Source organism: Cupriavidus sp. OV096 (assembly GCF_900115455.1).
Classification (GTDB): domain Bacteria; phylum Pseudomonadota; class Gammaproteobacteria; order Burkholderiales; family Burkholderiaceae; genus Cupriavidus.
Genome location: NZ_FOWM01000014.1, coordinates 113562 through 127528, shown reverse-complemented (window position 1 = coordinate 127528; position 13967 = coordinate 113562). Strand labels below are relative to the sequence as shown.

The following is a 13967-nucleotide window of genomic DNA, read 5'->3' as shown; positions in this document are numbered from 1 at the left end:
CGTGCGCACCGCGCGCGGACCGCGTGGCCGCTTCCCCCCGCTTTTCGGAGAACTGCTCGCATGGCCACCACCACCCTCGGCGTCAAGCTCGACGACGCCTCGCGCGACCGCCTCAAACGCGTTGCCCAATCGATCGACCGTACCCCGCACTGGCTGATCAAGCAGGCGATCTTCACGTATCTGGAGCAGGTCGAACGCGGCCATCTGCCGCACGAAGGCGGGTTCAGCGCCGGCGCAGACGCCGAGGGCGGTGACACCGAGGTGCAACCGGGCGATGCCGCCCCGCAGCCGTTCCTCGAATTCGCCCAGAGCATCCAGCCGCAGTCCGTGCTGCGCGCCGCGATTACCTCGGCCTATCGTCGCCCGGAAACCGATTGCGTACCGGTGCTGCTGGAACAGGCCCGCCTGCCGCAGCAACAGGCCGACGCCGCGATCAAGATGGCCAAGACGCTGGCCCAGCGCCTGCGCGAGCAGAAGGTGGGCACCGGCCGCGAAGGCTTGGTGCAGGGCCTGATTCAGGAATTCTCGCTGTCGTCACAGGAAGGCGTGGCGCTGATGTGCCTGGCCGAAGCGCTGCTGCGCATTCCCGACAAGGCCACGCGTGATGCGCTGATCCGCGACAAGATCAGCGGCGCCAACTGGCAGTCGCACCTGGGCCAGAGCCCGTCCCTGTTCGTCAACGCCGCCACCTGGGGCCTGCTGCTGACCGGCAAGCTGGTGGCCACGCATACGGAGTCAGGGCTGTCGAAGGCGCTGACGCGCATCATCGGCAAGGGCGGCGAGCCACTGATCCGCAAGGGCGTGGACATGGCCATGCGCCTGATGGGCGAGCAGTTCGTGACCGGCGAGACCATCTCCGAGGCGCTCGCCAACGCCCGGAAATACGAGGCCGAAGGCTTCCGCTACTCGTACGACATGCTCGGCGAAGCCGCCATGACCGAGGCCGATGCCCAGCGCTACCTGGCCTCCTACGAGCAGGCCATCCACGCCATCGGCCAGGCCTCGCGCGGCCGGGGCATCTACGAGGGCCCGGGCATCTCGATCAAGCTGTCCGCGCTGCATCCGCGCTATAGCCGCGCCCAGCACGAGCGCGCGATCTCGGAACTCTACGGCCGCCTGAAGTCCCTGACGATGCTGGCGCGCCAGTACGACATCGGCATCAATATCGATGCGGAGGAGGCCGACCGCCTCGAAATCTCGCTCGACCTGCTCGAACGCCTCTGCTTCGAACCCGATCTGGCCGGCTGGAACGGCATCGGCTTCGTGGTGCAGGGCTACCAGAAGCGCTGCCCGTTCGTGATCGACTATGTGATCGACCTCGCGCGGCGCAGCCGGCACCGCCTGATGATCCGCCTGGTCAAGGGCGCCTATTGGGATAGCGAGATCAAGCGCGGGCAGGTCGATGGCCTGGAGGGCTACCCGGTCTATACGCGCAAGGTTTATACCGATGTGTCGTACATCGCGTGCGCGCGCAAGCTGCTGTCCGTGCCCGATGCGATCTATCCCCAGTTCGCCACGCACAACGCGCACACGCTTTCGGCGATCTACCAGATTGCCGGCCAGAACTACTACCCCGGCCAGTACGAGTTCCAGTGCCTGCACGGCATGGGCGAGCCGCTGTACGACCAGGTGGTGGGCCCCCTCGCCGAGGGCAAGTTCAACCGGCCTTGCCGGATCTACGCGCCGGTGGGCACGCATGAGACGCTGCTGGCCTATCTGGTGCGCCGCCTGCTCGAAAATGGCGCAAATACGTCGTTCGTGAACCGCATTGCCGACGACACCATCGCCCTCGACGAACTGGTGGCCGACCCGGTCGCCGTGGTCGAGCAGATGCACAAGACCGAAGGCACGCTCGGCCTGCCCCACCCCCGCATCCCGCATCCGCGCGCGCTGTATGGCAAGTCGCGCGCCAATTCGATCGGTATCGATCTGTCGAACGAGCATCGGCTGGCGTCGTTGTCGTCGGCGCTGCTGGCCGGCACCAGCGACACCGTGCGTGCCGAGCCGCTGCTGGGCGGCGATGTGTCGCGCGCCGACGCCGTGTTCGCCCCGGTGCTGAACCCGGCCGACCACCGCGACGTGGTGGGCCACGTCAGCGAAGCCACGCCCGATGAGATCGAGGCCGCGCTGGCCGCCGCCGTCAACGTGGCGCCGATCTGGCAGGCCACGCCGCCCGAGGTGCGCGCCGCCGCCCTGGAGCGTGCCGCCGATCTGATGGAAGCGCAGATGCAGTCGCTGATGGGCACCATCATGCGCGAGGCCGGCAAGACCTTCTCGAACGCGATTGCCGAAGTGCGCGAGGCCGTCGACTTCCTGCGCTACTACGCGGTGCAGGTGCGGGACGGCTTCTCGAACGATACCCATCGCCCGCTAGGCCCGGTGGTCTGTATCAGCCCGTGGAACTTCCCGCTGGCGATCTTCACCGGCCAGGTGGCCGCCGCGCTGGCCGCCGGCAACCCGGTGCTGGCCAAGCCGGCCGAGCAGACCCCGCTGATCGCCGCCCAGGCCGTGCGCCTGCTGCGCGAGGCCGGCGTGCCGGCTGGTGCCGTGCAACTGCTGCCGGGCCGCGGCGAGACCGTAGGCGCCATGCTGGTGGGCGATGCCCGCGTCAAGGGCGTGATGTTCACCGGCTCCACCGAGGTGGCGCGCCTGCTGCAACGCAACGTCGCCGGCCGCCTGGACGCCGCCGGCCGTCCGATTCCGCTGATCGCAGAGACCGGCGGCCAGAACGCGATGATCGTGGATTCGTCCGCGCTGGCCGAGCAGGTGGTGGCGGACGTGGTGTCCTCCGCCTTCGACTCGGCGGGCCAGCGCTGCTCCGCGCTGCGCGTGCTGTGCCTGCAGGAAGACGTGGCCGACCGCATCCTGGAAATGCTCAAGGGCGCGATGGGCGAGCTGACGCTGGCCAACCCGGACCGCCTCTCGACCGACGTCGGCCCGGTGATCGACGACGAAGCGCGTACCGGCATCGTCCGCCATATCGAGGCGATGCGCGCCAAGGGCCGCCGCGTGCACCAGGCCGATCCGGGCGCCGCGCAGTCCGCCGCCTGCCGCCACGGCACCTTCGTGCCGCCCACGCTGATCGAGCTGGAAAGCCTTGAAGAACTGCAACGCGAGGTCTTCGGCCCGGTGCTGCACGTGGTGCGCTACCCGCGCGCCGCGCTCGACACGATGATCGACCAGATCAACGGCACCGGCTACGGCCTGACGCTGGGCATCCATACGCGGATCGACGAAACCATCGCCCGCATCGTGGATCGTGCCCATGTGGGCAACCTGTACGTGAATCGCAACATTGTGGGTGCAGTGGTCGGCGTGCAGCCGTTTGGTGGCGAGGGCCTGTCCGGCACCGGCCCCAAGGCGGGCGGCCCGCTCTACCTGCACCGGCTGCTGTCGGTGTGCCCGCAGGACGCCGTGGCGCGTACCGTGCGCGGCGCCGATACCAATGGCGGGGCACAGGTCGCGCCGGTCTCGTCCGGCCTGGCCGCGCTGAAGGCGTGGGCGCAGGGCTCGCAACCCGAACTGGCCGCCGCCTGCGACCGCTTTGCCGAGGCGAGCCCGTCCGGCCTGGCCGTGACGCTGCCCGGCCCCACCGGCGAGCGCAATACCTACTCGCTGCTGCCGCGCGAGCGGGTACTGTGCCTGGCCCAGCAAGAGGCCGACCTGCTCACCCAACTGGCCGCCGTCCTGGCCGTGGGCGCCCAGGCGTTGTGGCCAGACACCACTGCAAACAAGGGCTTGCTGTCGCGCCTGCCCCAGGCAGTACAATCGCGCGTCCGCCTGGCCGCCAACTGGCAAGATGCGCAGGCCGCGGACGCCGCTTTCGACGCGGTGCTGCACCACGGCGATTCCGACCAGCTGCGTACCGTCTGCGAACAGGTGGCCCAGCGGCACGGTCCCATCGTCGGCGTGCAGGGGTTGGCTCACGGTGAACCGAATGTCGCGCTGGAGCGTTTGTTGATCGAGCGTTCGCTGTCCGTCAACACGGCGGCTGCGGGCGGCAATGCAAGTCTGATGACGATCGGCTAAGTATTAAGCATGTCCTTAGTTGATCGGTTGTCGATGCGTGCGGTGGGGGCCGGCGATCCCGACCCCGCCGCGCAACCGAGGAACGGAGCGGTGCTGCCAACGCCGGTCCGTGATGCGCGCCGGAGGCCGGCCGCGCAGCTACAACACGGCACCCTAAGCACCCAATGGGACCCAAGGAGAACTGATGAGCTCGACATTCCAAAAAACGGCCATGACCGTTGCCATGGCCGTTGCAGGCCTGACCGCCGCGCAGGCTGCCTTCGCACAGGCGCAGGAAATCAAGCTGGGCTTCGCCGCCCCGATGACCGGCGGCCAGGCGCAGTACGGCAAGGACATGCAGAACGGCGTAGTCCTCGCCATCGAGGACATGAACGCCACCAAGCCGAAGATCGGCGGCAAGGATGTCAAGTTCGTGCTGGTCTCCGAAGATGACCAGGCAGATCCCAAGACGGGTTCCGTGGTCGCCCAGAAGCTGGTGGACTCCGGCATCCAGGGCATGCTCGGCCACTTCAACTCGGGCACCAGCATCCCGGCGTCGATGGTCTACAACCGCGCCGGTATTCCCCAGATCGCCATGGCCACGGCTCCGGAGTACACGCGCCAGGGCTTCAAGACCACGTTCCGCATGATGACGTCCGACACCCAGCAGGGTTCGGTGATCGGCGCCTTCGTGGTGAAGAAGCTGGGTGCCAAGAACATCGCCATCGTCGATGACCGCACCGCCTACGGCCAGGGTCTGGCTGACGAGTTCGAGAAGGCCGCCAAGGCCGCTGGCGGCAAGATCGTGCGCCGCGAGTTCACCAACGACAAGGCGGTGGACTTCAAGGCCGTGCTGACCAACCTGAAGCGCAGCAATCCGGACGTGATCTTCTACGGCGGCGCCGAGACCCAATCGGCCCCGATGGCCAAGCAGGTCAAGGAACTGGGCCTGAAGGCACCCCTGGTGTCGGGCGAAATGTCGAAGACCGACAACTTCCTGAAGCTGGCTGGCCCGGCTGCCGATGGCACGGTGGTGTCGCTGGCCGGCCTGCCGCTGGACCAGATGCCCGGCGGCTCCGCGTACGAGAAGAAGTACGAAAAGCGCTTCGGCAGCAAGGTGCAGACCTACTCGCCGTACGCCTATGACGGCGCCACCGCCATGATGACGGCGATGATCAAGGCCGGCTCGGCCGACCCGGCGCGTTACCTTCCAGTGCTGGCCGCCACCAACATGCAGGGCGTGACCACCAAGACGCTGGCCTATGACGCCCGCGGTGACCTGAAGGACGGCGGCATCACCGTCTACAAGGTCGCGGACGGCAAGTGGACCGTGCTGGAAACGGTCGGCGGCAAGTAAGCCCTGACTGCGCAAGACACAAGGCCGCCGGCTGGCTTTCCTCCGGCCGGCGCGTCTGCCGGACTGACGCCACCCCCCGGGGTGGCGTTTTTTATGCCAAAGCGGATGGGTTTCCCACGCTGTTCTTCCCATGGTCTTTCTCGGCGTTGGCGCATAATCGCGCTTTTGCATACTTTTTCCATAGGAGCCGTCCGTGCAGGAAGTCAGTTATGAGCACGCGATTGCGCTAGCCAACGCCGGGCGCCACGCCGAGGCGCTACAGATCGCCGACCAGCTTTGCGAGGCCCATCCCGAGGTGGTCGACTATGCCGCGCTGCAGGCGCAACTGCATGCGGACCAGGACGATGTGCCCGGCGCGCTGGCTGCGCTGGAAGCCGCCATGGCCCGTCTGCCCGAGCTGTCGCTGGCACCGGTGCACCGCTGGGCGTCGCGCGGCGCGCTCGCCCATCTCTACGGCACGCTGTTGATGCGCCAGGGACAGGACGCCGAGGCGCTGCCCTGGCTACACGAGGCCGCGCGCCGCAACGGGCTGGCCTCGGGCGAGTGGGCCGCGCATTTCTACGCCGGCTTCGTCGCCTTCCGGCTCAACGATTTCGCCCGCGCGGGCCGCTACTGGCACGATCTGCTGTATCGCGCGCCGGACCTGGGCGCCGCCGACATCCTGCCGCTGGTGCAGGACTACGTAGACCGCGCCGACGCCGCCAGCCAGCTTGGCGAGCCGCTGATGCGCATCTGCCTGGCCCGCATCGCGCTCGATTCCCCCGAATTGCTCGACCTGACGCCGGAAGCCGGCGACGCCATGGCGGGCATGGAGGCCGAGCGCGTGCTGGCCGAGCACCCCGATCACCCCGAGGCGCGCCGCCTGCGCGCCCCGCTGCGGCTGGGCAGCGACCGCGCCGGTGCGCTGGACGACCTGGCCACCTACCTGCGCCAGCGGCCGGACCCGCAGGCGCAGGTACGCGACCTGACCTGGCGCTATCAATCTGCCGACGCAGCGCCGGGTACGCCCCCGGCGTGGCAGGGTTTCGCGATGACCGCCGATGCCGACGACGGCGCCGCCTACTTCCACGCCGCCACGGCGCTGGGGGCCTTCATCGACGAGGTGCCGGCGTCCGAGGCGACCCTGAAGCCGATGCTCGAGGCCACCTGCCGCAAGGGGCTGGAGCGCTTCGAAGCCTACTTTTCCACAGGCGAGGGCGATGCCGACGGCCACGGCGGCAACGCCGACCCGCACCTGTACTCGCTGCTGTGCCGGCTGACGGCGCGCCTGCTGCCGGCCGATGCCGTCCATGTCGAGGAAAAGGTGGCGCTGCACCGCAAGGGCATGGCCGCGAGCGATTTCATCGACCATTGGATCGACCTGCTCGACGCTCACGCGTCGGCGGGCCAGCACAAGCAGGTGGTGGAGCTGGCCGGCGAGGTGCTGAACCGCTACCCGGTGGAGCGCAATCCGGCCGATGTCACGTGGGCGTTCAGCCGGCTCGTGGCCGCCTGGCGCGCGCTGGGCGGGCGCGATGCCACCGAGTCCGCCCGCGCTGCCATCACCCATATGGACGCCCGGCTGGACGCGCTGCCCGTGGAGGCCCGCACCGCCGGCGCCCACGCCATGGCGCACGCGCGCGCCCACTATGCGGCGTTGCTGCAGGCGGGCATGGCAGCGATGGACGAGCACGACAAGATCGACGCCCTGGGCGAGCTCGAAGCCCTGCAACGCCGCTCCTTGCTGGTGGAGGACGCGTGGCTGTTCAATCACTTCGGCCAGATCTGGCACGAACTGGCCGAGCCGGCCCGCGCGCTGCCGTTGTTCGAGCGGGCGGTGTCGCTGACCGAGGGCGATCCGGCCGACCAGGCCGCGCCCCGCGCCCAGCGAGCCCGGCTGCTGACGGAGATGGAGCAGTTTCCGGAAGCGCTGACCGACTTCCAGCTCGCCTTTGCCGCCCGTGCCGACTGGGACGCCGAAACGTGGCTGCACGCCGTGCTGGCGGCGCTGGGCATGGGCCAGCGCGAGACGGCGCTGGGCTGGTTCGAGCGCGCCCGCACGCTCGGCGCGGACAAGGGCCGCACCCGTCCGCTGTACGCCAAGGCCGAGGCCGGCCTGAAGGCCACCCGTCCGAAGTGGAAGGTGTGGGGCGTGTAACTTCGGAACGGCTCGCGGGGGCTCCGGGCGCTGAAACAGGTCCGGAAAACCGTCCCCGATTCTGATTCTTGAAAGACCTACAAAACGCCATCGACGACGATGGCGTTTTTTATTGGAATTTGCTGTAAGTTGCCGGCGTCTTCCACGTAGGGTCGGACAAAGCCCGACACTGCAACCCAAGTGCTTCCGTTACCATGTCGGCCATGAACGGATTGAGCCAACTTTTCCCGACCCTGCCGCTGGCACCGGGCGGCCTGTTCTGGGTGGGTCTCGCGCTGGTGGGCGCGGGCCTGGCCGGAGAGGTTTGCCGCCGCTGGCTGGGCCTGCCGCGCATCGTCGGCTACGCGGTGGTGGGGCTGTTCGCCGGCATGCTCGGCCGCAGCATCGTCGACGACAACATGATCCTGCAGACGCGGGTGCTGATCGACATGGCGCTGGCCCTGGCCCTGTTCGAACTCGGGCACCGGCTGTCGCTGTCGTGGCTGCGCGCCAACCGCTGGCTATTGTTTACCAGCGCGGCCGAGAGCCTGCTGACCTGGGGGCTGGTCTCCACGGTGCTCCAGTGGCTCGGGGCGTCGCCGGGCGTGGCGATCCTGGCCGGAGGCATCGCGGTCAGCACCTCGCCCACCATCGTGCTCCAGCTCAAGAACGAGTTGCGCGCCGAGGGGCAGGTCACGGAACGGCTGATGGCCATGGCGGCGCTGAACAGCATCTACGCGGCGGCCATCGTCCAGGTGGCCACGGGTTGGCTCCATTCCGAATACGGCAATATTGGCGCGGCGCTGCTGCATCCGCTCTACCTGCTGGTGGGCTCGTGCCTGCTGGCGTGGGTGGTCGGCAAGCTCGGGCACGCGCTGTACGCGCGCATGTCCGCGGACGATCACTACAGCTTCCTGGTGCTGGTGGGGCTGGTCCTGTTCACGCTGGCGCTGACGCGCGTCCTAAAATTGTCCATGCCGCTGACGCTGATGCTGGCCGGCGTGGTCTTCAAGCACCAGGACCGCCAGCCGCACGTGTGGCCAGCGCACTTCGGCAGCGCCGGGAGCCTGCTGATCATCGTGATGGTAGTGTCGCTGGGCCTGCCGCTGACGGCGCACGACTGGGTAGTCGGCGGCACGCTGGCCGTGGCCCTGGTGGTGATGCGCCATGTGGCGAAGCTGGCCGGCGTGGTGTCGCTCGGTTCGTTCTCGGGGTTGAGCCTGCGCCAGTGCATGGCGCTGGGGCTGGCGCTGGCGCCGATGTCGGGGCTGGCCTACCTGCTGATGAACGACGTGGCGCGCCTGTACCCGAGCACCGGCGGACCGCTGGCATCGATCATCCTGTGTGCGCTGGCCATCGAACAGCTGCTGGGGCCGGTCATCGCGTCCTGGGCGCTGCGCTATGCTGGCGAGGCGCGTGACAATGGAGGAGGGCGCTGATGTCGCTCGAACCGTTCAAGCATTCCGAGGCGCTGACGTTCGGCGTGGAGCTGGAACTCCAGCTTGTGAACCGTCATGACTACGACCTCGCGCCCTTCGCGCCGGACCTGCTGCGTGCGGTCAAGGGCGCCCAGCACGCGGGCGACATCAAGCCCGAGATCAGTCCGTCGATGATCGAGATCAGCACCGGCATCTGCCGCGACTACGCGCAGGCGCTGGAGGAACTGACGGTCATGCGCGACCTGATGACGCGCGCCTCCCGCTCGCTGAACCTGGGCATCTGCGGCGGCGGCACCCATCCGTTCCAGCAGTGGTCGGACCGGACCATCTCCGATTCGCCGCGCTACCAGTACATTTCCGAGCTGTATGGCTATCTCGCCAAGCAGTTCACGGTGTTCGGCCAGCACGTCCATATCGGCTGCCCGAGCGCGGACGAGTCGCTGTTCCTGCTCCACGCCATCGGCCGCTACGTGCCGCACTTCATCGCGCTGGCGGCGTCGTCGCCGTACGTGCAGGGGGTGGATACCGGCTTTGCCTCGGCGCGCCTGAACTCGGTGGCGGCCTTCCCGATGAGCGGCCGCGCACCGCATGTGCTGACGTGGGACGCCTTCACCGCCTACTTCAACAAGATGCGCAACACGGGCGTGATCGAGAGCATGAAGGACTTCTATTGGGATATCCGTCCCAAGCCGGAGTTCGGCACGATCGAGGTGCGCGTGATGGACACCCCGCTGACCGTGGAGCGCGCCTGCGACATCGCGGCGTACATCCAGGCGCTGGCGCGCTACCTGCTGCTGTCACGGCCGTTCATGCCGCAGGAAGACGACTACCTGGTGTACACCTTCAACCGCTTCCAGGCGTGCCGCTTCGGGCTGGAGGGCGAGTACGTGCATCCGAACGAACTGACGCGGATGCCGATCTCGGATCATATTTTGTCGATTTGCGACGCGCTGGTGCCGCACGCGGAGGCGCTGGGGTCGCTGAAGGCGCTAGAAAATATCCGCGCGCTGGCTTCGAGCCGTGACAACGACGCGCACTGGGTGCGCACCGTCGATGCCGATGCGCACAGCCTGCGCGAGACGGTGCGGCGTACCTGCGAGCGGTGGGAGGCCTGACGCCGACGGCGGGCCGGGGTGACTGCACCGCTTATTGAACGGTATAGCCCTTGCCTCCCATGCAAGCCTTCCACGCCTGGTAGTAGCTGCCCATCGCCTGTTGCTGGCTCGCGGCGTTCTGTTCGTTCGCCGCCTGCACGTTACGGCGTTCCTGCCGGTTCCGCGAGCCGCCCGCCATGGTCCCGACGGCGGCTCCGGCCGCCGCACCCTTGCCGGCATCGCCCGCAACTGCGCCAATCACGGCGCCGCCCGCTGCCCCGCGCGCCGCGCCTTGCACGCGCTGGCCGCCCTGGGCCTGCTGGGGCGGCGGGGCCTGGGCCACCACTGCGGGGTCTATGCCGGTTTGTTGTTTGGCCCAGCTGTAGCACTCCCCGTCATCCTTGGATTGCTGCTGCGCGGACTGGCCCTTGGCCGGATAAGCCACCGGTTTCGACTGTGCCTGCACGCCGGCTGCGGCCAACGCGATTGCCGCGCCGAGCACCATCCCCCATCGCTTGCTGTGATGCATGATGTACCTCCTCCGGCGGGGCCATGTGCCCGCGTGTGCGGTCTCAGTATTGCAGCGCAGGGGGCGAAGTCAAATGAATTCCTTCGTGCCGCGTATTAGGCGTTTGCAGGGGTCAGGTCGGATACACCGGCTCGCATCGGATCTCGGATTTCACCGAATTGGCGATGAAGCAGGCGTCGTGCGCGGCGTGGTGCAGCTGATCGATGTCGGCGCGGGTCGGCAGGCGCTCGCCCGAGAACGTAACGTCGGGACGCAGCGTCACCACGGTCACCGCCATGCGGCCTTCGGCGGTCTTGGCCAGCGTGCCCACGGACTTGTCCACATAGCGATCGACCACGAAGCGCTGCTTGGCGGCCAGCGCCAGGAACCACAGCATGTGGCAGGCCGAAATCGACGCGATCAGCATTTCCTCGGGATCCACCGCGCTGGCATCGGACATCGGCGGCGGCACCACGTGTGGCGACGCCGAGCCCGGCACTTCCGCGCCGCCGTCGAACCGCAGCACATGCTTGCGGCTGTAGCGGTTGCTCACGAAATCCTGATCGCCGCGCTCCCACGCGATCTCGGCACTGTGCTCGGCCATGCTGGTCACTCCGGGTAGTAGAAGAACGAAAAATCAGATGCCGTGCGGCACGCTTTCCCCATCTCGCCCGGTCACGAGCCCCAGGCGCTGGTTCGCCGGCACGGCGATATCGATCAGCTTGGGGCGGGGCAGGTTGAGGTTGCGCATCATGACGATGAACTCGTCGCGCGAGCGCCCCGCCACGCGGCTGTTGTGGGCGCGCTCATGGCCAATGGTCGACTGGGTGTGGCCCTTGTAGTCGTGGGCGGGGTAGACCAGCGTGTCGTCGGGCAGGCGGAAGAGCTTCTCGGTGAGGCTGTCGAACAGCGTGCCGGCGTCGCCGGACTGGAAATCGGTGCGCCCGCAGCCGTCGATCAGCAGCGCATCGCCGGTGAAGATGCGGCGCACCACGCCGTCCGGCGTGGCTTCCTCCCAGAGGTAGCTCATGCTGCCGGCGGTGTGGCCGGGGGTGTGGATCGCGCGAAGCACCTGCTTGCCGAAGCTGACGGTGTCACCGTCGATCAGTTGTTTCAGCGCAGGCTTGATGTCGCAGCCGGACGGCGCGGCGGTGTTGGCGCCAGTCTGCAGGGCGAGTTGCCCGGCGGAGGTGATGTGGTCGGCGTGCGCGTGGGTCTCGACAATCCAGACCAGCCGCGCGCCAGTCTCGCCCAGCAGCGCCAGGTCACGCGCGTACTGCCGGTCCACCGGATCGATCAGCAACGCCTCACGCGTCTCGGCGTCGATCAGCAGGTAGGTGAAGGTGGACGAAGTCTCGTCGAACAGCTGATGGAAGGTCTGCATGGCCGTTTTCTTCTTGGCAAACCGGGGGTGCCGCCATGATACGCCGGCGCCTGCTCAACATTCCACGATATTCACCGCCAACCCGCCGCGCGCCGTCTCCTTGTACTTGGTCTTCATGTCGGCGCCGGTTTCGCGCATGGTCTTGATGACCGAATCGAGCGAAACATAGTGGGTGCCATCGCCGCGCAGGGCCATGCGGGCGGCGTTCACCGCCTTGACGGATGCCATGGCGTTGCGTTCGATGCACGGGATCTGGACCAGGCCGCCGACCGGGTCGCAGGTCAGGCCGAGGTTGTGCTCCATGCCGATCTCGGCCGCGTTCTCGACCTGCTCCGGCGTGCCGCCGAGCACCGCCGCCAGCGCGCCGGCGGCCATCGAGCAGGCCACGCCGACTTCGCCCTGGCAGCCGACTTCGGCGCCCGAGATCGAGGCGTTGAGCTTGTAGAGCAGGCCGATGGCGCCCGCCGTGAGCAGGAAATCGACCACGCCCGCGCGGTTGGCGCCGGGGATGAAGCGGTCGTAGTAGTGCAGCACCGACGGGATGATGCCGGCCGCGCCGTTGGTCGGCGCCGTGACGACGCGCCCGCCGGCGGCGTTTTCCTCGTTGACGGCGATGGCGTAGAGGTTGACCCAGTCCATCACGGAGAGCGGATCGGACAGCGCCCGCTCCGCGTGCAGCGTCAGTCCCCGGTACAACTCGGGCGCGCGCCGCCGTACCTTGAACGGCCCCGGCAGCTCGCCATCGGTGCGGCAGCCGCGCGCCACGGATTGCTGCATCACGTCCCAGATATGAAGCAGGCCATCGGTCACTTCCTGCTCGGGCCGCCAGGTCAGTTCGTTCTCCATCATGAGCCGGGCGATGGACTTGCCGCTCGCGTGCGCCATCTCCAGCATCGCCCGGCCGCTCCGGAACGGGTGCGGCAACTGCCGCTCGGCCGCCAGGATCTGGGTGTTCGGCGCGCCGGCGGTGACGACGAAGCCGCCGCCCACGGACAGGTAGCGCGCCTCGCGCAGCGGCGTGCCCTCCGCGTCGAAGGCGTGGAATTTCATGCCGTTGGGATGCTCGGCCATGGCCTCGCGCCGGTAGAACACGATGTGCTCGCGCTCGACGAACGGCACCTCGTGCGTGCCGAGCAGGGCCAGTTTGCGCTGGGCGCGTAGCGTGGCGAGGCGGGACTCGATGGTTTCGGGGTCGACGGTGTCGGGCGCATCGCCCATCAGCCCCAGGATCACGCCCTTGTCGGTGCCGTGGCCCTTGCCGGTGGCGCCGAGCGAGCCGTATAGCTCCACGCGCACGCTGCCCACCTGGGGCAGCAGGCCGTCCCGCTCGAGCCCGTGCGCAAACATCAGGGCCGCACGCATCGGCCCCACGGTATGCGAGCTGGACGGCCCGATACCTACCTTGAACAGATCGAAAACGCTGACAGCCACGGGGAACTCCGGTAGGGGGCGGCGCGCAGGGCGCAGGGGCGGGGAGGCCGTCGGGAAAGTGGTCGGGTGTCGGGTCAGAGCGACATATCGGCATCGGGCCGGCCGGGCTCGCGCCACATGGCGTCGATGGCGGGCCTTGCGTGCCCGTCCTCGGACTTTTCCTTCTGGATCACGCTAATCGTGCCGTCTGTCTCAAGAATAGCGAAATGCACGTCTTCCACACGCGCGCAACCGTTGCGGCGTAGCGCCTTCTGCAGCTCGCGCGGTGTGATGCGCTCCCGGCGCATCACATCCTGGAAGATCTCGCCCTGGTGAATGATGATCTCGGGCCGGCCTTCCACCAGCGCCTCCAGGCGGCGGCTGCGCCAGGTGCCGTAGCCCACCAGCACGTCGGCGCCGAACAGCGTGGCGGCCAGGATCAGCCCGGCGGTGACGGAGTTGTCGCCGCCGTTCATGGCGTTCTGCACCGCGTTCGAGATGATCAGTAGCAGCACCAGATCCAACGGCGACAACTGGCCGATCTGGCGCTTGCCCGACACGCGCATCAGGAACAGCAGCGCGGCGTAGACGATCAGCCCGCGCAGCACGAATTCCCACCAGGGGGCGCTCAGATTCCACATGGACTAGACC

10 protein-coding genes are annotated in these 13967 nt (G+C 68.1%); 5 read left to right on the top strand and 5 right to left on the bottom strand.

Annotation, left to right across the window (positions count from 1 at the left end; genetic code table 11):
- Positions 1 to 60 precede the first annotated feature (60 nt).
- From putA to BM115_RS23965, 5 genes are all read left to right on the top strand, one after another.
- On the top strand, positions 61 to 4029 hold the full coding sequence (gene putA, locus BM115_RS23985) for a trifunctional transcriptional regulator/proline dehydrogenase/L-glutamate gamma-semialdehyde dehydrogenase (protein ID WP_092300312.1): 3969 nt from the start codon (positions 61 to 63) through the stop codon (positions 4027 to 4029).
- 184 nt (positions 4030 to 4213) lie between these two features.
- The gene (locus tag BM115_RS23980; RefSeq protein ID WP_092300309.1) at positions 4214 to 5365 is read left to right on the top strand and encodes a branched-chain amino acid ABC transporter substrate-binding protein; all 1152 of its coding nucleotides are present in this window, start codon (positions 4214 to 4216) and stop codon (positions 5363 to 5365) included.
- A gap of 193 nt (positions 5366 to 5558) precedes the next feature.
- A complete protein-coding gene (locus tag BM115_RS23975; protein WP_092300306.1) occupies positions 5559 to 7502 on the top strand; it encodes a hypothetical protein in 1944 nt (647 codons plus the stop codon).
- A gap of 194 nt (positions 7503 to 7696) precedes the next feature.
- On the top strand, positions 7697 to 8920 hold the full coding sequence (locus BM115_RS23970; protein ID WP_177220002.1) for a cation:proton antiporter: 1224 nt from the start codon (positions 7697 to 7699) through the stop codon (positions 8918 to 8920).
- The gene (locus tag BM115_RS23965) at positions 8920 to 10035 is read left to right on the top strand and encodes a YbdK family carboxylate-amine ligase (protein WP_092300303.1); all 1116 of its coding nucleotides are present in this window, start codon (positions 8920 to 8922) and stop codon (positions 10033 to 10035) included. Before BM115_RS23970 ends, BM115_RS23965 begins: the two co-directional genes overlap by 1 nt.
- Before the next feature lie 31 nt (positions 10036 to 10066).
- On the opposite strand, the gene BM115_RS23960 is transcribed toward BM115_RS23965, so the two are convergent.
- The 5 genes from BM115_RS23960 to BM115_RS23940 all read right to left on the bottom strand — a co-directional run bounded on the left by BM115_RS23960 (position 10067) and on the right by BM115_RS23940 (position 13957).
- Positions 10067 to 10543, bottom strand: a complete 477-nt coding sequence (locus tag BM115_RS23960) for a glycine zipper family protein (protein WP_369823529.1) — start codon at positions 10541 to 10543, stop codon at positions 10067 to 10069.
- A gap of 112 nt (positions 10544 to 10655) precedes the next feature.
- Positions 10656 to 11126: an OsmC family protein gene (locus tag BM115_RS23955; RefSeq protein WP_092300297.1), complete on the bottom strand. Its 471-nt coding sequence runs from the start codon at positions 11124 to 11126 to the stop codon at positions 10656 to 10658.
- Positions 11127 to 11159: 33 nt separating this feature from the next.
- On the bottom strand, positions 11160 to 11906 hold the full coding sequence (locus tag BM115_RS23950) for an MBL fold metallo-hydrolase (RefSeq protein ID WP_092300294.1): 747 nt from the start codon (positions 11904 to 11906) through the stop codon (positions 11160 to 11162).
- 54 nt (positions 11907 to 11960) lie between these two features.
- Positions 11961 to 13337 carry an L-serine ammonia-lyase gene (locus BM115_RS23945; protein ID WP_092300291.1) on the bottom strand — a complete coding sequence of 459 codons (1377 nt, stop codon included), beginning with the start codon at positions 13335 to 13337 and terminating at the stop codon, positions 11961 to 11963.
- 74 nt (positions 13338 to 13411) lie between these two features.
- The gene (locus tag BM115_RS23940) at positions 13412 to 13957 is read right to left on the bottom strand and encodes a DUF421 domain-containing protein (RefSeq protein WP_092300288.1); all 546 of its coding nucleotides are present in this window, start codon (positions 13955 to 13957) and stop codon (positions 13412 to 13414) included.
- Positions 13958 to 13967: the final 10 nt, after the last annotated feature.

What these genes read in the sequence shown, in the direction of transcription:
- putA (WP_092300312.1), top strand. Translation starts at nt 61, where the DNA reads ATGGCCACCACCACCCTCGGCGTCAAGCTCGACGACGCCTCGCGCGAC.
- BM115_RS23980 (WP_092300309.1), top strand. Translation starts at nt 4,214, where the DNA reads ATGAGCTCGACATTCCAAAAAACGGCCATGACCGTTGCCATGGCCGTT.
- BM115_RS23970 (WP_177220002.1), top strand. Translation starts at nt 7,697, where the DNA reads ATGTCGGCCATGAACGGATTGAGCCAACTTTTCCCGACCCTGCCGCTG.
- BM115_RS23965 (WP_092300303.1), top strand. Translation starts at nt 8,920, where the DNA reads ATGTCGCTCGAACCGTTCAAGCATTCCGAGGCGCTGACGTTCGGCGTG.
- BM115_RS23960 (WP_369823529.1), bottom strand. Translation starts at nt 10,543, where the DNA reads ATGCATCACAGCAAGCGATGGGGGATGGTGCTCGGCGCGGCAATCGCG.
- BM115_RS23955 (WP_092300297.1), bottom strand. Translation starts at nt 11,126, where the DNA reads ATGGCCGAGCACAGTGCCGAGATCGCGTGGGAGCGCGGCGATCAGGAT.
- BM115_RS23950 (WP_092300294.1), bottom strand. Translation starts at nt 11,906, where the DNA reads ATGCAGACCTTCCATCAGCTGTTCGACGAGACTTCGTCCACCTTCACC.
- BM115_RS23940 (WP_092300288.1), bottom strand. Translation starts at nt 13,957, where the DNA reads ATGTGGAATCTGAGCGCCCCCTGGTGGGAATTCGTGCTGCGCGGGCTG.